Genomic DNA, 25,066 nt, shown 5'->3' on the forward strand with positions numbered 1-25,066 from the left:
TTTAGATTTTAGATTGGGAATGAATCATGCAGTTTTTAGGTCAATGCACACCCCACCTATTGACTTAAGATCGATTTTACAAAATCGGGATAGTCCTTAAATTTCATAAATTTCTAACGGTAAGTTATCGGGATCTCGGAAAAATGTAAACCGTTTTTCTGTAATCTCGTCAAGGCGAATTTCTTCTACTTCTACTTGTTGGGATTTTAAGTAGGCAACGGATGCTTCTATGTCCTCTACGGCAAAAGCTAAATGTCTCAAGCCGCAAGCTTCAGGATTGTTAACTCTTTCTGGAGGATGAGAAAATGAGAAAAGCTCGATTGTGTCGCCGTTGCCGACTCGCAAATCTAGTTTGTAAGAATTCCTCTCGGTTCGGAAAGTTTCTTTGATAATTGAACATCCCAATACTTCTACATAAAAATTTTTCGAGGCTTCGTAATCCGAGCAAATAATCGCCACATGATGTATTGCTTTTATTTTCATCTGAAAAAAGTTAGTTAGTTGCGTTTTTCTGAGATGTTGCACAATTCTCAATAAGCTTTTTAGGAACAGGCTTTCCGGCCTGTGAAGCGAGAAAATTCACTCTTTGTGGAACAGGCATCTTGCCTGTTCTTGAGAATCGTGCAAGATGTGAGGTTTTTTCAAATGCACAGCACGCTATTGACAATTATATTTGACGATCGCAGACTCGGCGACAAACCCTGCTAAATTCAGCGCGATCGACCTTTATTTTCCCCCGCCCAAATCTTAATCTTAAAAATTTCTGCAAAAAAAGTACCCTACCTTGATAAAATGAGAGTTTTGCAGTCAATCAACCAATTTGCATCTCAGGAAACAAGCACTATGGCCCGTATGTATTACGACACCGACGCGAACCTAGACCTCTTAGCCAACAAAACGATTGCTATCATCGGCTACGGTTCCCAAGGACACGCCCACGCCCTCAACCTCAAAGACAGCGGCCTGAATGTCGTTGTCGGTTTGTATCCCGGTAGCAAATCTGCCGCCAAAGCAACCGACGCGGGTTTAACAGTTCACCCGGTAGACAAAGCAGCCGCCGCTGCTGACTTCATCATGATTTTATTGCCCGATGAAGTTCAAAAAACTATTTACAAAGAACAAATCGAACCGAACCTTTCTGAAGGAAATGTTTTAGCATTTGCTCACGGTTTTAACATTCACTTCGGCCAAGTTGTTCCCCCTGCCAATGTAGACGTAGTAATGGTTGCCCCCAAAGGCCCCGGACACTTGGTGCGGCGGACTTACGAACAAGGGGAAGGCGTTCCGAGTTTGTTTGCAGTATATCAAGATGCTTCCGGTCAAGCGCGCGATCGGGCAATGGCCTATGCTAAAGGTATTGGCGGCACCAGAGCCGGCATCCTGGAAACCACTTTCCGCGAAGAAACAGAAACGGATCTTTTTGGCGAACAAGTAGTTTTGTGCGGCGGTTTGAGCGCCTTAATTAAAGCTGGATTTGAAACTTTAGTTGACGCCGGATACCAACCGGAATTAGCTTATTTTGAATGTTTGCACGAAGTTAAACTTATCGTTGACTTAGTAGTAGAAGGAGGCCTCGCCAAAATGCGCGACAGCATTTCCAATACCGCAGAATACGGCGATTTAACTCGCGGCCCCCGCATCGTCACGGATCAAACCCGCGCCGAAATGCGTAAAATTCTCAGCGAAATTCAATCGGGTCAATTTGCCCGCGAATTCGTTCTGGAAAACCAAGCTGGCAAACCGGGCTTTACCTCCATGCGCCGTCAGGAAGCAGAACATCCTATTGAAGAAGTTGGTAAAGATTTGCGAGCTATGTTTAGCTGGTTGAAAAAGCACGCCTAATCAATTTTAGATTTTAGATTTTAGATTTTAGATGGGAGAACCAATCTAAAACAGTTCTGGAGGCAGAACCTCTATCTGTAGGGTGTGCATTGCACACCTTACCGCTAGTACCAATTTTTTATGAGGCCCCGTAGAATCCGATCACCCTGGCGCCCCCCTTAATAAGGGGGGGACAAGATTCCGATCTTTCGTCCCCCTTAAGAAGGGGGATTTAGGGGGATCGAGATATGTGCAAGTTCAGATTAAATTGGTATAGGAAGAAAATCTAAAATCTCAAGTTTAATCGATTTGAGATTGGAGGAAAAATCTAAAATCTACAATCTCAAATCGTCATGTTTGGTTTCGCTTCCCTTAACCCAACCTCCAAGAAAATGGCTAGGTATTGTTAGAGAAACCGGGTTTCTCGCGGGTAGCTCAAAACTATCGACTGGGACTAGGACTTTTTTGCAATTTATCAATATCCTGTTGCCTTTTCTCGTTGAAATCTCTCGGCCTCAACCAATCTGGCCACAACCCGACGAAAAACTTCCGACTTGCCACGCTACTATCTCTTACAGGTTTGGGGAGAAAAGTTAAAGTGTCACCGTAAAGGGTAAACAGGACTGCAAACAGCAGCAATAGCGGGATAAGATTTTTTTTAGGCATCGCAGTTTGGGAGTAGAGTTTGTGAAAGCGCTTTGTTATATTTTGCCCTTGCACGGACAAAATATATCAGAGACAGCTTAAGAAGAAAATACAGCCCTGGGGGGTAAGGGGTCTCGCCTACAATAGGAAAGCCTGCTAGTCGCAATCTGATGTCCCCTCGAACTACCACTACAAACACCTTTATTATAGGTGTTCGAGCGGACATCAGATTATTAGCTAATAACTAATAGTGGTAAGGCTAGGACTGCGAACCCTACATAATTATGTTCTGGGTCGAGAACTCAACAAAATACTATGGTTTTTGGGCGCTTACCTACTTAACTACTAATAAGTAATCACTACTTATTCCCTTGAACAAAAGTTTGCACTACCGCATTAATTTCAGGGGATATTTCTGTTACCAGCCGCACCGGGATTGCCGATGTGGAAGCAAATTGCGCGTATTCTGGTGTTAGAAAGACTGCATATTTGTCAGCTTCGGCAGTTAGTTGAGCGGCCGTGGCTAAACTTACAGCTTTAATATAAGTGCGTATGCTAACAGCTTGGTCGCCCACAACTTCATCGCCGCTAATTACTGTGTTCGGCCTGCGAACTTGGTCTAAAGTTGTACTCGGATCTTTGACGCTTAAGTGGGTTCCTCCTACAAAACCGACTAGCCATTTAGGAGAGGGAATTTTCGGAAAGCAGGCAATTTGTTCGGCTAAGGCGGGAGTTGTTTTGTCTGCAGAAGATGCTACTATTAAGGTGGGAATTTGAATTGCACTTAAACCAGTTTCTCCAAATAGTAATGATGCGATCGGATTCATGGCGATCGCCCTTTTAATCCTCGCATCCCGCAATTGATACCGTTCTTCGGGCAATCCGGCCGCCGCGCACTGAATGCCTTCGCCCAAGCTGAACCCAATCAAATCTCCCTGACACCGCTGTTTGAGTCCGCTCAATTGCAGTTCGGCACCGGCCACGGACAAGGCTGTGGCGCCGCCGAAAGAATAGCCAATTATTACCGATGGGTCGATCGCGATTTTCCCCTGCAAATTATCATCAGTTTGGTTCAATTTTGTCAGTTCGTCGAGTACAAAACTGATGTCTTTGGGACGGTCTAAAAACTCTTGAGGAGCTAGCAAGGGACACTTCCCCGCCATCGCAGCATTGGTATTCGTCTCGTTGCTGCCCGGATGTTCTAAAGCTGCTACCACATAGCCGTGAGAGGCCAAATGCTCGGCTAAGTAGCGCAAATCCGTGCGGACGGAACCCAACCCGTGAGAAAAGACGATCGTCGGTTTGTCGGCCGTCGCAGCTCTCGACCAGTACACATCCACCGGAATAGGTCGATTGCGGGTACTATCGTTCAAATCTAGCGCCCGTACCTGCACGATATTAGGGCCGGGCTGGGTGGGATCGAAAGGCAGCTTAAACGCGGGTTTAACCGCTGCTAACTGAGGTGCGATCGCCGCCATAAAGCGCTGAGTTTGCCAAAAACTTGCGTTCATATTTCCCAAAACTGCGAAAGCTCGATCGAGATCCACCACGACCCGCGAGCTCGGATAAGACTCAATGAAACTCAATACCGATAAGCCTTCCGGCGCGTTTGCTCCCTGCAGCAGAGCCGATCGCAGCGCTTCCACACCCCCACCGTCGCGCCTGGGTATCACTGTAGTCAAATCCGTCAGGATGGCAGTGCCGATGCCCGTATTTAGCAAGTTGCTCAGGCCGACTACATTGAGGGGAATTTTCGCTTGCAGCGCCCGAAAAATCTTACTCCGCTGTTCCTCAGACAGGAGATTGGCATAAGCTTGCAGTTTGGCAGGGACTTTTCCTGTTTCTGCGAGTTCGCGCAAATCCGCAACCGATATTGACGATTCTAAAATACCTTTGCGGACAACAACCGTTTCTGCTGCTTTTACAGAGGATGTCGCGCCGCTCAAAGGGCCGATCGAAATCGAACCCAAAACACTCGCCACTGAAGAAAACCATCTGAAATTTGGTCTGATGCTCATTTTTACCTTATTGAACTAGAGGGGGTAGATCACCATATTCTCAAAATTCTCCCAGATACCGAGATATTGTCCTAGATGCCGAGAAATTGCCTCCATCGGAGTGCGATCGGCAAAGCCTCTACGCATATTTACTGGCCGATCGCACATTCCGTACCTAAGTGCACTTCTTGTGCGGGTGCTAATGATGATGAGTTGAAGGATTTTTTAATCGGCAGCCCAAAAAATACCAACTTCGCGAGTCAAAAGAGCTATCGAGTGTATTCTCGAACCGCGCCAAGGTGCGGAAATTTTGCTAGCAATTCCGTTGGATTAGGATTAAATATAGGACTTACACAATTGTCACAAATAAAGCTTAAATTTTAGGTATGTAGTTGCGCTTGTCCGCTCTTAGTTAGGAAAGAGCGAGTCGAGCGCAACTACATATTTTTGTTTAATTTGCAAGTTGGCTTTAGTCATAAAATATTAACCCCAGATGAATGCAGATTCATAACGTAATCTGCGGTTACAATATTCCTCAAGATACAGGAAAATAAACAACAAGCATCGAAATATTTTGGTGAGTCCGGGCGATCGCTTCCGGTTCTTTGAGAGTTCCCGGTTTTTCCCACAAATTCTGGTGAGAAATTGTGGTTAAAATCAGCAAATCGTGTTCTAACAAATTCTGCGAAACTAACTTGATAAAATTTCCCCGCACCCGATTTACTGGTATCTCAGAAAGAATTTCCACCTCCGCCGCACTTTTGTTGCTTTGTTCCCGTTTTGTCGCCACCAACAACACTTGCAAACTCGCCTTAAGTTCCTCGGCCAAACTCTTAGCAATATCCACGGTTTCCTGAAATCCAAACCGCGTCAACTCGCTGTCAGTTACCGCCAAAATAACTCTGGCTGTATTCTGGAGAGGATCGGGAAATCGAGCAATCAGTACGGGTACGGGCGATCGCCTTACCACATTGTCAATGATGCTGCCGAAAAAATTGTCGCGAGTCGTGGAAAATCCCTTCCAACCGCAAACGATTAAACTAGCCTCGCGTTCGGTTGCACTCCGCAGGATTCCGCGATCGATCGCATCATCTATCCTCGCGATCGGTTCAACCGCACAAGCAGCAGCATGGGCCACAGTTTCCGCAGCCGTCAAAAGTTGAGTTTGCTGCATTTTCTCTGCGGGCGAAATTGCTTCCCCGCGATCGGACAAAATATGCAGCGGCAGCAAAGTTCCCTGAGATGTTTTTGCTAAAATCAAAGCCAAACGCAGCAAATTATCTTCTGTATTCGGATTAGCAACAGGCACTAACACTCGCTCTCCCCATGAATGCTTTCCCGAACTAGCAGTCGGCAAACTCAACCCCGGCTGCTGCATTTCTTGACCCCACCGAGATACAATCCAAGGAGAAGCGACACAAGTTACTAAAATCATGGCAATGATGCCGTTCACCGTTACGCGATCGACCAATTTAATGTCAAAAGCAACCGTAATCGCCGCCAAAGTAGAAGCAGCTTGAGCAACAGACAGACCGAACATTACCATAATGTTCGGAAACTCAAAACCAAATAATTTCCCCGGTAGCCAAGCTGCCAAAAACTTGCTCACCACCTCTGCTAAAATCATCACCGCCGCCACCAACAAAGACTGCGGCTGCTTCACCAAAATTAGCGGGTCAATTAACATCCCCACAGAAATTAGAAAAAACGGCACAAACAGGGTGTTGCCAATAAACTCAATCCGATTCATCAGCGGACTCATTTTGGGAATAATTTGAGTGATGGCAATTCCCGATAAAAATGCACCAATAATTGCCTCAATTTCAATTAGTTCGGCTGCGTAAGAAACTAGAAATAGGGTAGCCAATACAAATATAAACTCGGCATTTTCGTCGTGTCCGAATTTCTTGAAAAACCAGCGACCGATTTTGGGGACTCCCCATAAAGTAGCAAAAGTGTAGATAGCAAGAGATGGAATGAGAAACAGCCAAAATTCGAGAGTTAGATTTCCTTTGAAAGCTTTAACAACAATTGCCAGCACCAACAGTCCCAACACATTCGTAATTAAAGTCCCCCCCAAAGTCGTAGTAATAGTCTGAGTTCGCATCAATCCCAATTTGGTGAGAATTGGCAGCGCTAACAGCGTGTGCGTAGCAAAACAAGAAGCGACTAAAATTGAAGCTAGCCAGCTATATCCCAACAGCAGCATTGCTCCTGTCCCCAATATCATCGGCAACGAAAAAGTAGCCAACCCAAATATGACAGCTTTGTCTGCATTGAGTTTGAGGTCATCTAGGCTAGTTTCCAGCCCCGCTAGGAACATCAAAAACAGCAATCCTACAGTACCTAACAAAACAATAGTAGGGTCCCGTTGCAGCAAATTGAGACCGTTGGGCCCGACAATTACGCCAGCAATAATTAAACCGACTATTCCCGGCAGTCGCAAGCGCTCAAATAACAGCGGCGCGAGTAGCATGATTGCTAAAAGAAGCAGAAAAACGGGAACGGGAGCGGTAATCGGCCCGGAAGTAAACATAAAAAATTTTCCCTAAATATTGGCAGCGAACTGCTACAATATTTAAAATAAAAGAATCAAAATGTATATCAATCTAAAGAGGTATTGTTAAAGTTTTACAGCGTAATTCTTAATAAGTAGGACTGGGCGGGAGAAACCCGGTTTCTTCGTAAAACATGGGTTTGATGACGAAAATTTTATGGAAAAAACCGGGTTTCTAGTTCCCCGCGTACAAGTCCTAATTTTGAATAATACCCAGAAAAAAGGGAAACGTGCTTTTATCCCTTGCTCTTGTCTATTTAAAATCTAAAACCGGGAAAGGTTTCGCCGCTTCCATCTGCGCCGCTAAAGCAATTAAAGTTGCTTCCGCCGCCGGCCGCCCGATAATTTGAATTCCCACCGGCAAACCGTTGTCATCTAAAATGGCAGGAAGTGCGATCGCAGGCAAACCGCTAGCATTAAATGGCGGACAAGGAGCAATCCAATTAATGATCCGCTGCAAAGTTTCTTCAAAACTCAAATCCGCCCACTCCCCAACCCGGATGGGGGAGTGCATATAAGTCGGCAAAACTAACACATCAAATTTTTCAAAGAATCCCACAATCCGCCGTGAAATCACCTGCATTTGATTCACCGCCCGCAAATATTCCCCAGCGGAAATAGTTCTTTCTAACAGCCAGCGATTCATGGGTTCCAAAGCAGGGCCTGGAATGCCGCTTGCAGCCGCCCCTGACTGCCAAATTGCGATAAAGGGTTCGATTAAACCCGTAAAATCTGGGCATCCAGGTTCGACATCATGACCCAAATCTGTCAGTAACTTGACGGTTTCGAGTACCGCTTGCTGACAGATAGGCGCAGCCTCGCCCACAGGGGAAATAGTCGTAGAAAACGCAATTCGCAGCTTACCCTGCTGTTGACGGGAAGCCTCTAAAAACGTCGGATTTGAATCTGGTAGCCAGTACGGATCGCCTGTTGTGTAGCCTGACATTACATCCAAAAGTGCGGCGGCGTCAGCTACTGTGCGCGCCAGGGGGCCGTTGGCCGAGATGCCGCTGAGGTAATCTCCGACAGGTGCCCAGGAAACTCGCCCCCGCGAGGGTTTAATGCCCACTAAACCGCAGCAGGAAGCTGGGCCTCGAATCGAACCGCCGCCGTCTGAACCTTGGGCGATCGCGCACAAACCCGCTGCTACAGCCGCCGCTGAGCCGCCGCTGGAACCTCCGGGCGTATAGTCTAAATTCCAGGGATTGCGCGCCGGTGGGAAACCTTCTGGTTCGGTGTAAGGTAATGAGCCAATTTGAGAGGTGGCTGTTTTGCCCAGAATGTTAAATCCCGCTGCTTTGATCCGCCATACTACTGACTCGTCGTAGGCAGAGATGTTACCCAGCAAAGCCTGAGTGCCGTAGGTACATGGAACGCCGGTAACGGGTGTCAAGTCTTTAATGGCGATCGGCACTCCGAAAAAAGGTGGCAATTCCTGTGACTTGTTTAACCTAGCTAGTTGTTCGGTTTGAGATTTAGCTAGGGCGATCGCCCGATCGGCCGTTACTGTAAAGTAACTGCCAAGCTCAGGGTTTAATCGCTCAATCCGTTCCAAGTACAGATTGACAATTTCTAAAGGCGACACTTCCAGGGTGCGGATCGACTCCGCCAACTCCAGAGCTGGAGTAAAAGCCCGATCGACAGAATTCATCGGTTTAAGTCCTTAACTGTTGGATAAAGTATCAATTTATACTACTTGAGTGCGTAAAACTCTTTCCGTTAAAAAATTGATCCAAAAATGTGGAAAATCCCTATTTGGTTGTAGATCGAAAGTGAGCGCATCCTCCTATTGGCAGAATATTTCCTTTGTATTGCACCAGCAGAACCTGATCTTGCGATAGACTGAGGAGAACAGTTAAGCTTTTGTGCAAGAGACGCTCTTCGGGCGATCGGCATTGTCCAACTCCCACAAATCATCTGTTCGAGTCAGCCTTCTCACCAACTTAAGGTAGCGCATATGACACAGCAGCATCCGCCAGCTCCTCGCCCGCCCGTACCCGGAGCTCCCCCACTGCCAGGAATACCCCGCCCTCCAGCTCCAGGGATGCCCCCCAGAGCAGCAGGAATGCCGCCCGCACCGCCGCCCGCACCAGCACCAGCACCAGCACCCCCGCCGCAATCCTTCGCCACACCTAAAGGCCCGAGCTTTAGCAGCGGCGGAGCTCCGACTTTGAAAGAGCTAGTCCTCCGAGCCAAAGATGAAGGAGTATCCGACCTTCACCTCGGAGTAAACGAAGTTCCCCGCTTCCGCACCCGGGGCGAGATTGCCGACATCGGCTATCCACCAACAGATTTAGATACGTTTTTTGGCTGGTTGCGCGAGTGCATGAGCGATGAAGAAATTGAAATTTTCCAAAAAACCCTAGACTTTGACGGCGCTTTCGACTTCGGGTTCGTGCGGATTCGGATCAGTTGCATGGACTCCTTAGCCGGGCCGGCAATGGTGCTGCGGCTAATTCCTTCCAAAATAATGACACTGGAGGAATTGAAGCTGCCGGAGGTCTTTAAGAAAATATGCGGCTACCACAAAGGGCTGATTTTGGTGACGGGCCCGACAGGTTCGGGTAAGTCTACCACCTTGGCTGCGATGATCGATTACATCAATAAGAATAAAGCCTACAATATCATCACGATCGAAGACCCGGTAGAATTCGTACACGAAAGCAAAAAATCCTTGATCAAGCACCGGGAAGTCGGCAGGCACACCCTCAAGTTTATGAATGCTCTCAAAGGCGCTCTGCGGCAAGACCCGGACATGATGCTAGTAGGAGAAATTCGGGACAGAGAGACGGTGGAAATCGCCCTCAAAGCCTCTCAGACAGGTCACTTAGTTGCAGGAACCCTGCACACCAACAGTGCGATTAAAACCCTGAACCGGATTCTGGATATGTTCGGGCCCGAAGAACAGGAAGCCATACGGGTTTCGATTTCCGAATCCCTAGTGGCGATTATTGCTCAACTGCTGTGCAAAACCACAGACGGGAAGCGGGCTGCTTTCCACGACGTTTTGATCAATACCGACGTGGTTAAGGAATACATTCTGAAAGGCCAGAATGAGGAAATCAATCAAATCATGATCAAAGATACTTATGAAGGCATGACGACGATGAATAAGTCGCTCTACGGCCTTTATCAAGAAGGTCGGATTACGGAAGACCTTTGTGTAGAGAACTCGCCGTTCCCGAACGAAATGGCTCAAATGCTGCGAGGCCGAGTCTAAAGGTCGAGTGTTAACAGTTAAAAGTTAACAGTTAAAAGTTAACTTTTAACTTTTATTGGTGTACTTCATTGAAAGTCGATCGCCCGATTTTGCCAGAAATTTTCAAAGGCATTGCGCTGTTTACACCAGGGGGAGACTTAATCTATTGTATAGACTCCCGCAAGCAAACTCAGTGGCACTTGCAGTTGTGCGTAGCTCTACAGGAGATACTGGGTTTGTCGGAACCGCCGCATTTTCTAATACCTTGCTATACGGCAACCGTTGACTGCTGGGTCGATCAGAGCGATCGGCAGTTGCGGGTTGCTGCCGAGGCATACCCCCCGGTGCTGCGACATCAAATGCTGCTGAACGCCATTTTTGGAACGGGCGACTTGGTTTGGCATCCCCGCAGCGAAGAAATGTGCGAACCGATGGCGATCGCTACTTATCACGAACAATTCCCCGAACTTTGGGAAAATCACGACTTAATTGTACAGTATGCCAGTCCCCAAGATAGATCGGACTCGATCGGTTCGATCGTATCTCCCTCGTCCTTCCCGCAATCGCAGCAGACTCCGCTTCCCAAACAAACAGCACTCACCCCACCGCCACAAACTCAAGGGTACGTTTTGCGCCTCTTTGTTTCCGGCAGCAATCCCAGCACCGAACGCACCCTCGAAACTTTACACCAGTTCTTAGAGAAATGCCTCGATCGTCCCTACACTTTAAAAGTAATTGATGTTTTGAAACATCCAGAACAAGCTGAGGCAGATCAGATTTCAGCAACTCCTACTTTGATTAAAATCTGGCCAAAACCCGTGCGACGAATTGTCGGCGAATTGAACGATGATGAAAAAATAATGCGGCTGCTGAGCTATTCAGAATTTTAGATTTGGGCGAAGATTTTTGCGATTATTTAATACTGGCGATCGCGCTTTGAGTAGCCCTGGAATTAACAACATCTAGCAATTGAGTCTTGGACGCAAAAAGTGGTTTTACGCTCTACTTATATCGGTCAGGTGTCTTCTGCCGTACACCATAAACGCAACTTCCCCCGCCCGATCACTATCGTTCCGGTCCCAACCAATACAGAGTGAGACTTTCCCGGTTTTGGAAAATCTTTTACATGACTGCAGACTTCTAACGATCAAATCGCCCAAACCGGTATCTCAACAGAAATACAGCCAACGGAACGGTCGCCAAAGCGGGGAAGTTCCGTTTAGATGCTAGAAGTTGGTCTAGTAATTGTCTAGCAAAAAGTTTGAGTACCTAGGTACTCAAATCCGAACATTCATTCAAAAAACTGAAAGCTAAAAATAATTCCACCCCCCTGGTTTTGGTCGGGAAGGTGGAACTTACCACTTGAGACTAAACCTTGAGACAATTTTGTTATCCCTATCAAAACTGCACACCTTCAAGTTCAGGACAATTCCATCATGGCCCGTATGGTTTCCTTATCCTATCTCATGGCTGAGGGGTTTCGTTCTTTCTAAGAGTTTCAGCTTTTTTGTAACCAATGACATCCCAGAAGTTAGTAACAGCGGTGACTTTTTCATATTACTAGCTGTCCCAGACTTCTCAAATAGACTGCTAGGCAACAAAAATTGTCTGACCCTCGGTCAAACTGGTGAAGTCATACGTTGTGCTACCACCTATGAGTTTTTCAAACTCGGAAGTTCTCATAATGCTGCTACCCTTGGTGAAGCTCACCGCTGTTCCCGATATTCCAACGGTATAACTGCCTGACGTTAATTCCAGTGTATCTTCATCATTGCCACCCTGGTAATAACCTCTACCAAAACCCTTGAGGTAGTCTTTATCATTTCCTAAAAGCACGAGGCCACTCTGATCGGACGGGCTTACCTCAAAGCCTCCATCAGCAATGATGGAATCGTTACCGTTACCAGTATTAATGGTGCCCTGGTTGTAGATGCCAAATTTAGTGCCGCTACCAGTAATTATGTCGTTGCCGTCACCAGTATCGAGGATACCAACGAAGTTCCAGAGGCCATATTGGGTGCCAATGCCAGTGATGGTGTCGTTACCATTACCAGTATTAAAGGTATTACTCATTCTGATCCCATTGCTGAGAGTTCCGGTGCCAATGCCGGTAATTGTGTCGTTACCATCACCGAGGATCGTCCTGCCACTGGTGCGGATGGCGCTGCCCCCATCGGTAGTAGTACCGGTAATTGTGTCGCTGCCACTGCCAGTATCAAGAACTCCGCGGTTGTCAATGCCGGAGCTAGTTCCGCTGCCAGTTATTTTGTCGTTACCCTCACCGGTATTGAAAGTGGAAGAGTTGTCTATGCCAACAGAACCACTACCCGTGATTATGTCGTTACCTTCACCGGTATTGAAGGTGGAAGTGTTGACGATGCCCATACCGATACCACTTCCAGTAGCGTTAGTGCCAGTGTTACTGCCAGTGATTATGTCGTTACCCTCACCAGTATCGAGAGTGGAAGTGTTGAGGATGCCCTCGCCATAATCGGTAGCAACGCCAGTGACTATGTCCTTGCCCTTTCCAGTATCAAGGATGCCACCGTAGCGGATAACTATGCCATACCCGTTGCCCGTACCCGTGATTGTATCGTTACCATCGCCAGTCTTTATGGCGCTGTAGTCGTCAACTTGAATTCCCCTGCCTGTCCGTGCCTGGCTAATGCCAGTGATTAGGTCGTTACCATCACCGGTATCAATGGTGCCTCCACCTGCGGTGTAAATGCCATAACCAAAATCATAATCAAAATCGTTGAAGTTGTCTTCTCCTTGGTTACGGATGCCCCTGATTATGTCGTTACCATCACCGCTATTGAGCGTGCCGGTGTTGTAGATGCCGCTGAGACTGTTCCCAGTGTTGCTGATACTGTTCCCAGTGCCGCTAATTATGTCATTACCACCAGCGGTATTGAGCGTACCGCTATTGGAAACGCCGCTGAGCTTGTTCTCAAGGCTGCTAATACTGTTCCCAGTGTCACCAGTAATTTTGTCGTTGCCAGCGAGAGTATTGGCGGTGCCAGTATTGAGTATTTGCTCAATCCCAGAGGCGGGGACAATATCAGCGCGGTTGCTAAACGTTAAACTTGAAAGTTCGATCGCCATAGGAAGACCTCCGAATTAAGATTAAAATGAAAACATATTATATGTTATAACTTCTACTTGTATCACGCTTTACGATTTTTTATTTTTTATTTTTTTATTTCTTAACACAGCCAAAACTATTTTGATGAAAAAGCTTACTGCTAGAGGTTTTCTTGATTAAAATAAAAAATAAATAATTGACTACTATTATTATGACAGTGGAGGGTGTCAACAGCGGAATAAAAAATGACATATTCAGATAGAAATAAGAGTCTTGAATCTGAAGTAATGGTTGCTCGGGCTTCAGTTTAACGAGATTTGAACAAATTTCAACCCCAAACAGAGCATCAAACCTGCTAAGTGTGCGGCAAAGCGGTAAACATCTCTAGTTCCCTGTGCTGACGGTCATCCCAAATGAAGTGAGCTTTGTCACAATACTCAGCGTTCATTAAACGGAACTTCCCCGCTTTGGCGGCCGTTCCGTTGGCTGTATTTCTGTTGAGATACCGGTTTGGGCGATTTGATCGTTAGACATCTGCAGTCATGTATTTAAGATTTTATTAATCTTTGCCTACTACCTCTTGCGAGATAGTGGAATTAAGCAAAAACCACGCTACATAAGGGTTTCCAGGAATTGCAGTCGTGTAAAAGATTTTCCAAAACCGGGAAAGTCTGACCCCGTATTGGTTTGAACCGGAACGATAGCGATCGCGCGGGAGAAGTTCCGCATAAATATAAAGGTTCTGCATCCAGCACTGAATGACTGGTGAGAGACTGCACTCGCCGCGAATAATTAGGTTAACTTACTTTGCTGAACAATTTCGGTAAGGTGCGCCTAAGAGCACCCTACCTTACCGCAATCAATCTGGCAATCAGGAGAATTGAGAACCCTGGCTAATGGGAAAAAGGTCGATCGGCTTAATCAGGAAGACAAACATCCGGAGCGCACAAACTGGCGAAATCCAAAGTTGTGACTTCCAGCGTATCCAACTCAACTCGCCGAATTACATGATTGTTCGTATCAGCAACAAACAAGTGAGACCCGATCGCGCTCAACCCTGAAGGTTCAAAAAATCGAGCCTTGAGACCTTTAGCATCAACCAAACCCGCTGTACCATCTCCAATCATTGTTCTGCACGTACCGCCCCGGTGGTCGATCCGCTTAATTTTGTGATTGTAAGTATCAGCAACCCAGAGGTAATTTTGAGCGTATTCAACACCCAAACAGTGCTGCAACCTTACCTGCTCAGCGCGACCATCTTTATCCCCAAAACCAAACAATTCACCGCTACCGCAAACAGTTCGCACCTTCGGGTCTTCATCAATACCAACAGCGCGAATCGAACTAATTTCGCTGTCAGCAACAAACAACTCCGATCGATCCGTAGCGAGGCCGCTGGGCTGAGAAAAAGCAGATTCTGCAAGATTCCCGTCAACACAGGATTCTCGACCAATACCCGCATAAGTGCCGATCGTGCCAGTGTCTAACTGCATTTCCCAAATTTGGTGGGAACCCGCCATGGCAATAAAAAGCCTATTTCCAACTCTTTCTAAATCCCAAGGCGAGTTCAATTTAGTTTCTAAACCCTTGCCGCTGCCCGGTGCAATTTCGTGACTTTGTTCGCCGGTACCAGCAACAGTTTCCACCCGTTGAGTCGTAAAATCAATCTTTCTGAGAGCATGATTTTCCGTATCAGCAACATAAAGAATTTGACTTTCTGCATCAAAAGCCATACCTTGAGGTGCAAAAAACTCTGCCTCTTCAAAGTCCCCATCAGTTAAACCTGCTTTGCCGGTACCGATGACGTGCAGCACCTCACCTTCGATGGTGCTGACAACAATCCTGTTGTGTCCTGAATCGGCAATAAATAAGCAAGAACCGACTAAGTTTTGTATGACTGAATTAGCAGGTCCTGGCAATACAGTTTCATCTACAAATTCATTTTCTTCAGTCATTTCGCCCAACAGCGCGACCTGTGGGTGAAGCTGTTTTGCCTCCGTTGCAGCGATCGCAAATGCCAGCACTTTACCGGGAAAAGCCAGCGGTGTTGATACAGGTTTGCGCTGTTTTTCTAAGCTAAAACGTAGTTCTTTAAAGTTGAGCGCATTTTTATCTTTGTATTCAGCAATTAACTTCCCAACTAATTCGTCAAGTGCTTCTCTATTGCCTTCGCCGGAAACAAAGCCGACGACATAACTTTCAGGATCTATCACCATTAAAGTCGGCCAAGCGCGAACCGCGTAGCTTTGCCAAACTTTCATGCCGCTGTCTACGATTACGGGATGTTCGATATCGTAGCGGAGGATAGCTTGGCGGATGTTTTCTACTTCTTTTTCGTTTTCAAATTTGGCCGAGTGAACGCCGATAACCGTGAGGGAATCTTTATATTTTTGTTCGAGGTATTTTAAGTCGGGCAGGACGTGCAAGCAGTTAATGCAGCAGTATGTCCAGAAGTCGAGCAGGACGACCCGGCCTTTTAGAGATTCAATGGATAAAGGTTTCTCGGTGTTCAGCCAGGGGTAGTTTGCTGGGAATTCTGGTGCTCTGACGCGAGGCATGGCATCTCCTTGGGAGGGCGTGAATGATTTTTTACTTCTTTAATTTAGCGGGAAGTTTCGCGGCATGGGGAAAATGGGAGGACTAGGGCTTTTGGTCACAAGCTCTCCGACCTGTGCCACCAGATGAGGAAAGGAAGGATTTTGATAACCAAATACAGGGGTTTTCAACCGCATGCGGTACAATCAGTAAAGCGCATTATTAATCGCAACCGCACAGTTTGATATTTTGGCATTGCACATCTTGACACTGATACAAAATTAGACTTAAATCCCATTTACAGAGAGACCGATCGCAACTCCCCTATATTTTATTGCCCGAAGGCGATCGCTCCTAAACCTGATTTAATTGAAGAGTCAGCAGGGCGATCGCCCCGCGAGAAAACTATCCCGCGTCTGTCTCAACAGCAAACCCCAAACTCAGACCAAGTTTCCGCAATTGTAATTAACCACGTCACAGTACCTGGATACTAATCAGTGTTTTGCACCCATCTTCAGGTAAGTGTCAACACCAGGTACATCTATCAGAGTATCGGCAGTCTTTGCCACACAATCGCCATTGGTGTGTTAGTTGGCCGAGATTTAAGGGGACTCTATAACTAAGAACAAAATGCTCGAAAACGCTTTATTAGATAAAGGTCTGATAGATACATCATCCCGACGTGAGGCAATTTGCCAGATTTTAGGTGAATCTTACGACCCCGATCGCTGGAAAGACTGGCGCTGGCAAATGCGGCATCGGTTGTGCAAGCTGGAACACTTTCAAGGTTTGCTAAACCTCGCTTCCGCCGAACAGCGAGGACTTTCGATCGCCCCAGAAAAGTTTGCTGTAGCTGTGACACCGCACTTTGCGTCGCTGCTTGACCCGGAAGATCCGCTTTGCCCGCTGCGGTTGCAGGTGGTGCCAAGGGAGGAAGAACTGACAGTCGATGCCGCAGACATGGCAGATCCGTGCGGCGAGGACGACGACAGCCCAGTACCGGGACTGGTACACCGCTACCCCGATCGGGTGTTACTGCTTGCCCTAGACACTTGCGCCGCCTACTGTCGTTATTGCACGCGATCGCGTTTAGTCAGCCAAGGTGAAATGTACCCAGTGACGCGGCGGATAGATGCCATTATCGCCTACCTAGAGGAACACACCGAAGTGCGAGATGTGCTAATTTCTGGTGGCGATCCCCTGTTGATGTCTGATGAGCCTTTAGACAACTTACTCGGGCGCTTACGTGCCATTCCTCACATTGAATTTGTGCGTATCGGTTCCCGCGTACCGAGTTTCTTACCCCAGCGAATTACACCTGAACTCGTTGCCGTGCTTCGCAAGCATCGGGTGTGGCTGTCTTTACACTTCTGTCACCTGCGGGAACTGACCCCGGAAGTAGCACAAGCCTGCGATTTGCTGGCTGATGGTGGCATTCCTTTAGGCAGTCAGACGGTTCTACTCAAAGGTGTTAACGACTCCGAACAGGCACTCAAGGATCTGTTTCACGGTTTGCTCAAACTGCGCGTGCGACCTTACTATCTTTACCAATGCGATCCAGTTGTCGGTACTGCCCATTTGCGGACAAGCGTCCAAACAGGTATCGATCTAATATCTAAACTGCGCGGTCATACCACTGGGTACGCCGTACCAACCTATGTAATTGATGCTCCTGGTGGTGGTGGCAAAGTGCCAATTCAAGCGGACGCCCTAATTGCTTACGAGAACGGCAAAACTACTGTGCGTAATTGGGAAGGAAAGACGTACACTTATGTAGATCCAGTGTAGCAATAAGTATTACTAAATAACTTGCTTCAATCTTCATTAAGGATGTTCCCAGATTGAAATATTTTTCTAAAAAACAGGACTTACGCACCCTCTACTTAATGCCGCCAACAAGCGCAGTTATTTGACCGCGCTTGTTGGCGGCGTTACCTAAGTAATACCTAAGTTTAAAAAAGAAATTCACTGCTACTATAAAAAGATGAGCAAAGTCAGCGTGTTTAACGAGTGGGACTCCCTCGAAGAAATTATTGTGGGACGTGCAACAAATGCACGCATTGCCTGCCCCGACCCAGGGCTATTTGCTGTTGAATACTTAGAAGAATATGCCAGCATTCAGGACATTCCCTCTGGCCCCTATGACCATCAAGTAATTGCAGAAACTGAAGAAGACCTAGAGGAACTTGTACAAACACTTCAAAATCTAGGTGTGACCGTCCAGCGACCTGACATCGCCGATCATGCTGTCAAATTTGCTACTCCTGATTGGGAATCAGATGGTCAATCAAACTATTGCCCAAGAGACCTTTTGGTGACAGTGGGGACTTGGATTATTGAAGCTCCGATGGCACTCCGTTGCCGTTTTTTTGAAGCGCGATCGTACAAAACTATCCTCATAGATTATTTGCAAAGTGGAGCTAAATGGATTTCCGCTCCCAAACCGAGGCTAAGTAATGAACTTTACAATGTTCTCGATGCGAGTGCTTTGGCAATCAAAGACTATGAGCCGATATTTGATGCCGCGAATATATTGCGTTTAGGGCGAGATATTTTCTACCTGATCTCAGGCACAGGGAACCAATGCGGGGCCTTATGGCTTCAAACTGTTTTGGGTGAAGATTATAGAATACATACTTATGATAATATTTACTCTGGAACTCATGTAGACACCACAATTGTACCTATTCACCCTGGTTTGGTTGTAGTTAACGCCGAACGAGTCAGTCAACGCAATCTACCAGAGTTATTCAAAGGATGGGATGTCATCTATTTAGATGATATTGTTGATATTGGTTGTTATACAAGTACCTGTCTTGCCACGAAGTGGATTGCGATGAACCTCCTGATGGTGAATCCGAATCTCGCAATTGTTGATAAAGCTCAAACTCCGCTAATCAGAGAACTTGAGAAGCGTGGTGTTGATGTTATACCGTTGCAACTAAGACACGCGAGGACATTAGGAGGAGGGTTTCACTGTGTGACGCTTGATGTGCGACGCACAGGTTTGCTGGAAGACTATTATGTTTAGCTAGCACAAGAACTTATACGATCGTCACTATTCTTGGAAAAATTTAAAAAGAGAAAATTGGACAGTTATGGGGCTTTTTATTGGTTTGTGTTATGACCTCAAGGAAGACTATCTTCAGAGCGGTTTGAGCGCGACCGATGTCATGGATTTTGAGGATGAAGAAACCATCATCGGGCTAGAAAATACGCTCTGCGGTTTGGGTCACAAAGTTCAACGAATCGGCAATGGTAGAGAACTTACTCTTAGGTTAGCAAATGGCGATCGCTGGGATTTGATTTTCAACATCGCCGAAGGACTCAAAGGTCGCTCTCGCGAAGCACAAGTCCCAGCAGTCTGCGAATTATTCGCTCAACCATATACCTTTTCCGATCCGCTTACTTGCGCCCTTACCCTTGATAAGGCGATGACTAAGCGCGTAGTTAGGGATTTCGGTTTGCCTACAGCACCCTTTGAATTGGTGAGTACGCCAGCAGAGGCGGCGGCGGTATCCCTTCCCATGCCTTTATTCCTAAAACCAATCGCAGAAGGAAGTTCTAAAGGGATAACAGGAAAATCCCTAGTTAAAGAACGCCAAGATTTAGTTTCAGTGTATCAAGCGCTACAGGAAGAATTCCAGCAACCCGTTCTGGTAGAAACTTTTCTTCCCGGTAGGGAAATCGCGGTGGGTATTGTCGGTAACGGTAATCAAGCTAGAGTAATCGGCGTGATGGAAATAATTTTTACCGAAAAAGCAGAAACCGCTGCCTACACAGCCCTTAACAAAGGCGAGTATCTCGAAAGGGTATCCTATTGTTTGCTAACAGATCTCGACCTCCTGGCAGTCGAGGCGACACAGTTGGCGCTGGAGGTTTACCGCGTTTTGGGTTGTCGGGATGCCACTCGAATCGAGTTGCGCTGCGATGCGAGTGGTGAATTGCAGTTTTTGGAAGTGAATCCTTTATCGGGACTGCACCCAGTTCGATCGGATCTGATTATTATGGCGCGTATGGCTGGAATAGAATATGCACAACTAATTGGTGAAATTGTTGAATCAGCATGGCAAAGGTATAAAGGATAAAGCGATGGCAAATAGGAATATTGAAGAAAATACTTGGTTAGAATAACGCTTTTACAGAGACACCACCATCCTCAACATCACGAGCAAATGTCTTAGGCAACTGTACCCCAAGCGTCACCATTCTGATAGCATCGAACAAAAACATAGCCAGCCACAAGATATGATTACTCTCAAACTTAATGGCAGCAAAATCCGCAGGTAAAAAGCCCACCACAAGAGCAACTAAGCTAACATTACGGAGGGTATGCCCTTGTGCCAACCCCAAGAAGTAACCATCCAGCATGAAGTTTATTGAACTGCATACCAGGACGAGTAGCAACCAGGGAACAAAAATATTAATGTTTTCGGTGACTTCGGTGTGGTTGGTTAACAACCCAAAAACAGTATCGGGAAATAGCCAACACGCTCCGCCGAAAGAAAGTCCCACCAGCAGAGCCGTTCCTAGAGAAACACCAGCCAGAGGTACTAACTGTTGTGAAGATCCTTTACCTTTAAAGTTTCCCACCAGAGTTTCCGTGCCGAATCCCAATCCTTCAACAAAATAGATACTGAAATTGCATATCTGTAAGAGCAAGGCATTTTGAGCGTAGATAATCGTCCCCATCTGTGCCCCCTGATAGTTAAACGTTAAGGAGGTAAAGATAAAAATTAAATTGCTGACAAAGATGTTTCCATTAAGAGTCAAGGTAGCTCTTATCGCTGAGGGATGCCAAATTTTTTCAGCGACGGCTCGTACCTCTTGCCACTGGATTTCTTGGTACAAAAAAATCAATCCCACTAATAGGCACAGATATTGGCTTATAGCATAGGACACTCCAGCCCCGGTACTTTCCCAACCCCACCGCATAATCAAGAGGTAGTCGAGTGCGATTTTGCTAGCATTGCCAACGACAGACACCACCACAACTAAGCCATTTTTTTCCTGTCCTAAAAACCAACCAATTAAGACAAAATTTAGCAAAATGGCGGGCGCTCCCCAAATTTGGGTGTTGAAATAGGCTAGACCTGAAGCTTTAACTTCTGGTGCGACATCTAGGAAGGCAAACCCCAGTTGTCCCAAAGGGTACTGCAATAGTACGATCGCGATACCAAGTACCAGAGCAATTAAACCATTACGCAGTCCCACCAACAGCACGCCTTCTCGGTCATTTCGTCCTACAGCTTGAGCCGTTACCCCAGTGGTACCCATCCGTAAAAAGATAAAAATCTCGTAGAGAAAGTTAAGCAGGTTTCCAGCTAGGGCGACTCCAGCTAAGTGGTGTATTTCTTCAAGATGACCCAAGAAGATGACACTGACTAAATTTGCCAGTGGCACCATGATATTGGAGAGGACGTTGGCGATTGCTAGTCGGAAGTAGCGGGGTACAAAGTCATACTGGCTATCGAGCATCAGGTTCATAGATAAATCCGCTACCTACCAAAATCTTCACCAAAGAGCGTCGGCTGTTTACATTACTTTACATGATTTAGTCCTCTATGTGGGAAAAGGGGACAAGGGGATAATGGTTTGCAATTCGTCTAGCCTCAATTGATAGGTACTCCTATCCAGGGACGGTTAGCGTGACTCCGATGAGTCAGTGATAACTGATTACACTTGGCTCGTGAGGCGCAAGCACTGCCCGTAAACTGGCGTGGAAAGCATTAGGCTGTCATGTTCAACCAATCTGTAATCGGAACGAAGTCAAGCTCTCACAGCCCTTAAAAATAAGTAGGTTGCTAGCCGTAAGCTGTGAGTGTGAGGGATGGTTGCAAAAGCCCAAGCCAGCGTTGTAATGGCAGAGATATGCTGACAGCACCGGGTGGTGTAAAAGATAGAGGAAAGTGGCGGTGCTAGAGTTCTGATTGTGATTGTCAAAATTAATGATTTGGCGATCGCCCTGCCTGCGGTTTCCATCACGGGAGTTACCATACAATTACCCCATCTTGCAACTATTTGCTCAGTTGGATGGAGAATAGCAGTTGAAACCAGCTTTTTTTTCCTAACAGCAACCGCCGCCGTTATAATGCCAAGTCGAATCAGTAATTAACACCTTATCGGGCATCGATCCCCCCAATTTCCCAGCAGTTTTATCGCATACCGCTGCCGGAACTCCCCGCTGCAAAACGTGACCCGCCCCGTCATCAAACAGCTCTTCCTTCCCCGTATAAATCGCCGTCTTGCCAGTGAAAATGCAAGCTCCGTCATCCGGTACATCCACTTTAAAAGACACCGAATCCAGGCTTTCTAACAGCAAATCCGCATCCAATTGATAATTGTGTTTGTCCAGCAGTCGGTAAGGACGGCGCGCCCGAACTTCCACTTGCCCAAAACCTACGTCTACAAGGTGTTGAACGTATTCGGCGTAGGTCAGAGCACCCGACAAACACAAGGCTCGCAAGCGTTGGTCTTCTTTCAAATGTTGGGGAATTGGCCGAGTTGCGATCGGATCGCTCATCAACAACCTGCCGCCTGGTTTTAATACCCGATAAGTCTCTTTTAATGCTTTAGCTAAATCTGCTGGTTCAAAGATATTAAACAAGCAATTTTGTGCGACAACATCTACAGAAGCATCCGGCACTGGCAACGCAAAAGCATCGCCTTCACAAATTTCCACAAAACTCGCATCAAACCAATCATTTTCTTGGGCGGCAATTTGCAAGTTTCGTGCAGCCGCGTCTCGCATTGCTGGAACGGGATCGACGGCAATAACCGCTCCTTTGTGTCTTGAAAAATATGCAAATTGTAGTGCTTCTAGGCCGCCGCCGACGCCTACATAAAGTACGAATGGATTGCCCACAAGTTCGGCGGCGTGAACGGTTGTGCCGCAGCCGTAATTCATTTCTTGCATTTGTTCGGGAATTTTTAATCCTGGCAATTGCAAGGGACTGCTTTGGACGCAGCAAAGTCCGATTTGGGGGGTTTCGGCAACATCGCTGTAGAATTTGGCTGCTGTTTCGAGATAGGTCATTTTCGATTGTCCTGAGTTTTGATTTTTGACCGCAGATGGAGCACGGGCGGGACGCCCATGACGAAGCCCAGAAAGTTTTTGTTAGGTGGCAAATTCGACTTTTTGTTCTGATTTGGGGGGATTTTCGGGTTCGGAAACTGTTGTTTTGGGAGTGGATAATTCGCCACTGGTTGGCTGGCTAGGAGTTTCAGCGGCAACTGGTGGCACTGGCGGTACAAGATTGGGAGACGGTTCTGGTATCGCAGGAGCGATTACTTTTGGTACTGGAGCTTTTTCTGTTATTTCTGGCAGGGTTGGTGGCTCTGAAGGAGTAGCAGGTTCGGAAACTTGACGCAAAAAGTTCCGGAACCGATTGTAGTATCCTTTGTATTCCTGTTTTTTTGCTTCTGGAGATGGTGTTGGTGTCGGTTGTATTATTTGAACGGGAGCCACAGTTTTCGGGGTTTCTAACTGTGGAGTTGCTGTCGGTTTGGGTTCTATGACTTGAACTGGTTCTACAATTTTTGGCGCTTCGAGTTGGGGGGTTGCTGTCGGCGTTGGTTCTATGACTTGAACTGGTTCTACAATTTTTGGCGCTTCGAGTTGGGGGGTTGCTGTCGGTGTCGGTTCTATTACTTGAACCGGAGCAACTGCCGGAGCGACTGCTGGCTCTAAGCTCGGTTGGGTAACTGGGGTTTCTGGAACTGCCGGTGAGGGTTGGACAACTGGTGTTTTTTCTAATGCAGGTGTCGGTTTCGGTTCCGGTTCCGGGGTTGGGGTGGGTGTGGGTTCGGGGGCTTGGTAGGCACGATCGACTATACCGCGAGTTTCTGCTACTGTTAGTTCGCCTCGCAGTAATTTTGAAAGAGTGTCTTGACCGAGCGGTTCGTAATTTATCAGTCTGACTGTATTATTAAAGGCGTTTTTGACGATATTTCCCCGTTCGTCAATTAATTCTAGCTGTACCCAGTTTTTCCCTGGTTTGAATCCTTTAAGATATATAGGTTGCCACTGGTCGATCGCAAAGCTTTCGCCGTTGACTGTGGCTCGAATTTTCCAATCGAGTATTTCATCTTGGGAATTTTCTTGCGCCACTTGGTGCTGGGGGGCATTTGTCAAGTAAAAGTCGAGCAGGATGGGTTCTGCGCCGTAGCTGCCTTGGGGGCTGTTGTACGTTAATAGGGGCAATTTTCGATCGGGATTATTGTCGTCTGTTTTGGTAAAAATGTGAAAGGTGGTTTGGGCAGCGGCACCTTCGTTTTTAAAGCTTTCTTCCCAAGGGCGAGCGGCAAACACTTGCAGGGTATGGGTTCCGGGTTCTACATCCGACAGCGTTAGAGGTTGGTTGATGTCGTAAACTGCTGCATAAGGTTGGTTGTCTAATAAAACTTGTAGATGGGGGCCCAAGCCCAAGTTTGCATCTTTGAAAATGGGTAAGTTCTTAACTTGAAACTGAACAGAGACATTTATATCCTGAAGCACTTCGTCAGGTTTTGGATTCAAAATACTAATTTGAGGCTGGTAGATTTTTAGAGCCTGACGCAGTTGTTGAATGGCTTCTGGGGGAGAAACCTCTGAGATTTTGTTTACCTGGGCGGTACCTGAGCCACTCTTGTTCCCTGATTTGGGCAATTCGGGGTGGCCCGCGCCACAACTTGCTAAACCCAAAATTAATACTGCTGCTGCGAACCATGCCAGTAGCTTGCCCGCAACCGTTCTGTGCCAATTAATCCCAATCACGCAACCATACTCCTAGAAGCCTTCTCATAGGGAACTATAGCCCAAAAATGAATTTAGTATTGGGGAATTGCAGCTCATGAATTCCAAAGGCTCCTAGGAGGCAGGATTGAGGCAGCAGCGGGCAACCCATCTTCTCCGACTATTAATTCCCGCAGCCGTTTTCCAAAACATATATCTACAAATGAGTATTCCTAAATTACTTTATCTTTGAGTTTTGTAAAGTTAATGGCACTACCCCTTGACTTTTTCGAGGGACTGTGGAATTTAAAGGCGTTATTACATCAATAATTGAGCCTTTTTTAAGTATTGTTAACAAGCGATTAATACTTCTCTAGCAAGCTTATAATTCATAAAACTCCCTCAAAAGGAGCAGCCGCATCAAACCTAAATCAGGAACGCGATCGGCAGCTCATCTGGCGATAAGAGTTGGCAGTACCCAGGCACATTGTTAGCGACACTGGGAAACTGGCTT

16 protein-coding genes are annotated in these 25,066 nt (G+C 46.7%); 6 read left to right on the forward strand and 10 right to left on the reverse strand.

Annotated features, from left to right (window positions below; translation table 11 throughout):
* Positions 1-96: 96 nt before the first annotated feature.
* Complete coding sequence (gene gloA2 / locus QUB30_RS09355; RefSeq protein WP_333332261.1) at positions 97-483, reverse strand: SMU1112c/YaeR family gloxylase I-like metalloprotein; 387 nt, start codon at positions 481-483, stop codon at positions 97-99.
* A 309-nt stretch (positions 484-792) separates the two neighbouring features.
* Here gloA2 and ilvC point away from each other — a divergent pair, with 309 nt between their 5' ends.
* A complete protein-coding gene (gene ilvC, locus QUB30_RS09360; protein WP_333332264.1) occupies positions 793-1,842 on the forward strand; it encodes a ketol-acid reductoisomerase in 1,050 nt (349 codons plus the stop codon).
* Positions 1,843-2,825: 983 nt separating this feature from the next.
* Here ilvC and QUB30_RS09365 read toward each other — a convergent pair.
* From QUB30_RS09365 to QUB30_RS09375, 3 genes are all read right to left on the reverse strand, one after another.
* Complete coding sequence (locus QUB30_RS09365; RefSeq protein ID WP_333332267.1) at positions 2,826-4,484, reverse strand: alpha/beta hydrolase; 1,659 nt, start codon at positions 4,482-4,484, stop codon at positions 2,826-2,828.
* Positions 4,485-4,998: 514 nt separating this feature from the next.
* Positions 4,999-6,999 carry a cation:proton antiporter domain-containing protein gene (locus tag QUB30_RS09370; RefSeq protein WP_333332270.1) on the reverse strand — a complete coding sequence of 667 codons (2,001 nt, stop codon included), beginning with the start codon at positions 6,997-6,999 and terminating at the stop codon, positions 4,999-5,001.
* 274 nt (positions 7,000-7,273) lie between these two features.
* Entirely contained in the window at positions 7,274-8,671 is a 1,398-nt protein-coding gene (locus QUB30_RS09375) for an amidase (RefSeq protein ID WP_333332273.1), read from the reverse strand.
* 306 nt (positions 8,672-8,977) lie between these two features.
* Between QUB30_RS09375 and QUB30_RS09380 the strand changes: the two genes are divergently transcribed.
* Positions 8,978-10,240 carry a type IV pilus twitching motility protein PilT gene (locus QUB30_RS09380; protein ID WP_333332277.1) on the forward strand — a complete coding sequence of 421 codons (1,263 nt, stop codon included), beginning with the start codon at positions 8,978-8,980 and terminating at the stop codon, positions 10,238-10,240.
* 68 nt (positions 10,241-10,308) lie between these two features.
* Positions 10,309-11,109 carry a circadian clock KaiB family protein gene (locus QUB30_RS09385; protein WP_333332280.1) on the forward strand — a complete coding sequence of 267 codons (801 nt, stop codon included), beginning with the start codon at positions 10,309-10,311 and terminating at the stop codon, positions 11,107-11,109.
* A gap of 700 nt (positions 11,110-11,809) precedes the next feature.
* Here the strand turns inward: QUB30_RS09385 and QUB30_RS09390 are convergent.
* Both QUB30_RS09390 and QUB30_RS09395 read right to left on the reverse strand, forming a co-directional pair.
* Positions 11,810-13,324: a hypothetical protein gene (locus QUB30_RS09390; RefSeq protein WP_333332283.1), complete on the reverse strand. Its 1,515-nt coding sequence runs from the start codon at positions 13,322-13,324 to the stop codon at positions 11,810-11,812.
* Between the two features lie 897 nt (positions 13,325-14,221).
* Positions 14,222-15,862, reverse strand: coding sequence for a thioredoxin-like domain-containing protein (locus tag QUB30_RS09395; RefSeq protein WP_333332286.1), 1,641 nt, complete (start codon positions 15,860-15,862; stop codon positions 14,222-14,224).
* 607 nt (positions 15,863-16,469) lie between these two features.
* Between QUB30_RS09395 and QUB30_RS09400 the strand changes: the two genes are divergently transcribed.
* From QUB30_RS09400 to QUB30_RS09410, 3 genes are all read left to right on the forward strand, one after another.
* Positions 16,470-17,627 carry a KamA family radical SAM protein gene (locus QUB30_RS09400; protein ID WP_333332289.1) on the forward strand — a complete coding sequence of 386 codons (1,158 nt, stop codon included), beginning with the start codon at positions 16,470-16,472 and terminating at the stop codon, positions 17,625-17,627.
* A 196-nt stretch (positions 17,628-17,823) separates the two neighbouring features.
* The gene (locus QUB30_RS09405; RefSeq protein WP_333332292.1) at positions 17,824-18,870 is read left to right on the forward strand and encodes an inosamine-phosphate amidinotransferase 1; all 1,047 of its coding nucleotides are present in this window, start codon (positions 17,824-17,826) and stop codon (positions 18,868-18,870) included.
* Between the two features lie 67 nt (positions 18,871-18,937).
* The gene (locus tag QUB30_RS09410) at positions 18,938-19,927 is read left to right on the forward strand and encodes a D-alanine--D-alanine ligase (RefSeq protein ID WP_333332295.1); all 990 of its coding nucleotides are present in this window, start codon (positions 18,938-18,940) and stop codon (positions 19,925-19,927) included.
* A 37-nt stretch (positions 19,928-19,964) separates the two neighbouring features.
* Here QUB30_RS09410 and gntT read toward each other — a convergent pair whose 3' ends face one another.
* From gntT to QUB30_RS09430, 4 genes are all read right to left on the reverse strand, one after another.
* Positions 19,965-21,326, reverse strand: coding sequence for a guanitoxin biosynthesis MATE family efflux transporter GntT (gene gntT / locus QUB30_RS09415; protein WP_333332299.1), 1,362 nt, complete (start codon positions 21,324-21,326; stop codon positions 19,965-19,967).
* 282 nt (positions 21,327-21,608) lie between these two features.
* The gene (locus QUB30_RS09420; RefSeq protein ID WP_333332302.1) at positions 21,609-21,836 is read right to left on the reverse strand and encodes a hypothetical protein; all 228 of its coding nucleotides are present in this window, start codon (positions 21,834-21,836) and stop codon (positions 21,609-21,611) included.
* Positions 21,837-21,906: 70 nt separating this feature from the next.
* Positions 21,907-22,875: an arsenosugar biosynthesis arsenite methyltransferase ArsM gene (arsM, locus tag QUB30_RS09425; RefSeq protein WP_333332305.1), complete on the reverse strand. Its 969-nt coding sequence runs from the start codon at positions 22,873-22,875 to the stop codon at positions 21,907-21,909.
* A gap of 81 nt (positions 22,876-22,956) precedes the next feature.
* Positions 22,957-24,594 (reverse strand): hypothetical protein, encoded by a 1,638-nt coding sequence (locus tag QUB30_RS09430; RefSeq protein WP_333332308.1) that lies wholly within the window; start codon positions 24,592-24,594, stop codon positions 22,957-22,959.
* Positions 24,595-25,066: the final 472 nt, after the last annotated feature.

This window comes from Microcoleus sp. BROC3 (genome assembly GCF_036702515.1).
Taxonomy (GTDB): domain Bacteria; phylum Cyanobacteriota; class Cyanobacteriia; order Cyanobacteriales; family Microcoleaceae; genus Microcoleus.

Coding starts and splice junctions, on each gene's coding strand:
- QUB30_RS09365 (WP_333332267.1), bottom strand. CDS start 4,484: ATGAGCATCAGACCAAATTTCAGATGGTTTTCTTCAGTGGCGAGTGTT.
- QUB30_RS09390 (WP_333332283.1), bottom strand. CDS start 13,324: ATGGCGATCGAACTTTCAAGTTTAACGTTTAGCAACCGCGCTGATATT.
- QUB30_RS09420 (WP_333332302.1), bottom strand. CDS start 21,836: ATGGTAACTCCCGTGATGGAAACCGCAGGCAGGGCGATCGCCAAATCA.
- QUB30_RS09405 (WP_333332292.1), top strand. CDS start 17,824: ATGAGCAAAGTCAGCGTGTTTAACGAGTGGGACTCCCTCGAAGAAATT.
- gloA2 (WP_333332261.1), bottom strand. CDS start 483: ATGAAAATAAAAGCAATACATCATGTGGCGATTATTTGCTCGGATTAC.
- gntT (WP_333332299.1), bottom strand. CDS start 21,326: ATGAACCTGATGCTCGATAGCCAGTATGACTTTGTACCCCGCTACTTC.
- QUB30_RS09380 (WP_333332277.1), top strand. CDS start 8,978: ATGACACAGCAGCATCCGCCAGCTCCTCGCCCGCCCGTACCCGGAGCT.
- QUB30_RS09370 (WP_333332270.1), bottom strand. CDS start 6,999: ATGTTTACTTCCGGGCCGATTACCGCTCCCGTTCCCGTTTTTCTGCTT.
- QUB30_RS09395 (WP_333332286.1), bottom strand. CDS start 15,862: ATGCCTCGCGTCAGAGCACCAGAATTCCCAGCAAACTACCCCTGGCTG.
- ilvC (WP_333332264.1), top strand. CDS start 793: ATGAGAGTTTTGCAGTCAATCAACCAATTTGCATCTCAGGAAACAAGC.
- QUB30_RS09410 (WP_333332295.1), top strand. CDS start 18,938: ATGGGGCTTTTTATTGGTTTGTGTTATGACCTCAAGGAAGACTATCTT.
- arsM (WP_333332305.1), bottom strand. CDS start 22,875: ATGACCTATCTCGAAACAGCAGCCAAATTCTACAGCGATGTTGCCGAA.
- QUB30_RS09375 (WP_333332273.1), bottom strand. CDS start 8,671: ATGAATTCTGTCGATCGGGCTTTTACTCCAGCTCTGGAGTTGGCGGAG.
- QUB30_RS09400 (WP_333332289.1), top strand. CDS start 16,470: ATGCTCGAAAACGCTTTATTAGATAAAGGTCTGATAGATACATCATCC.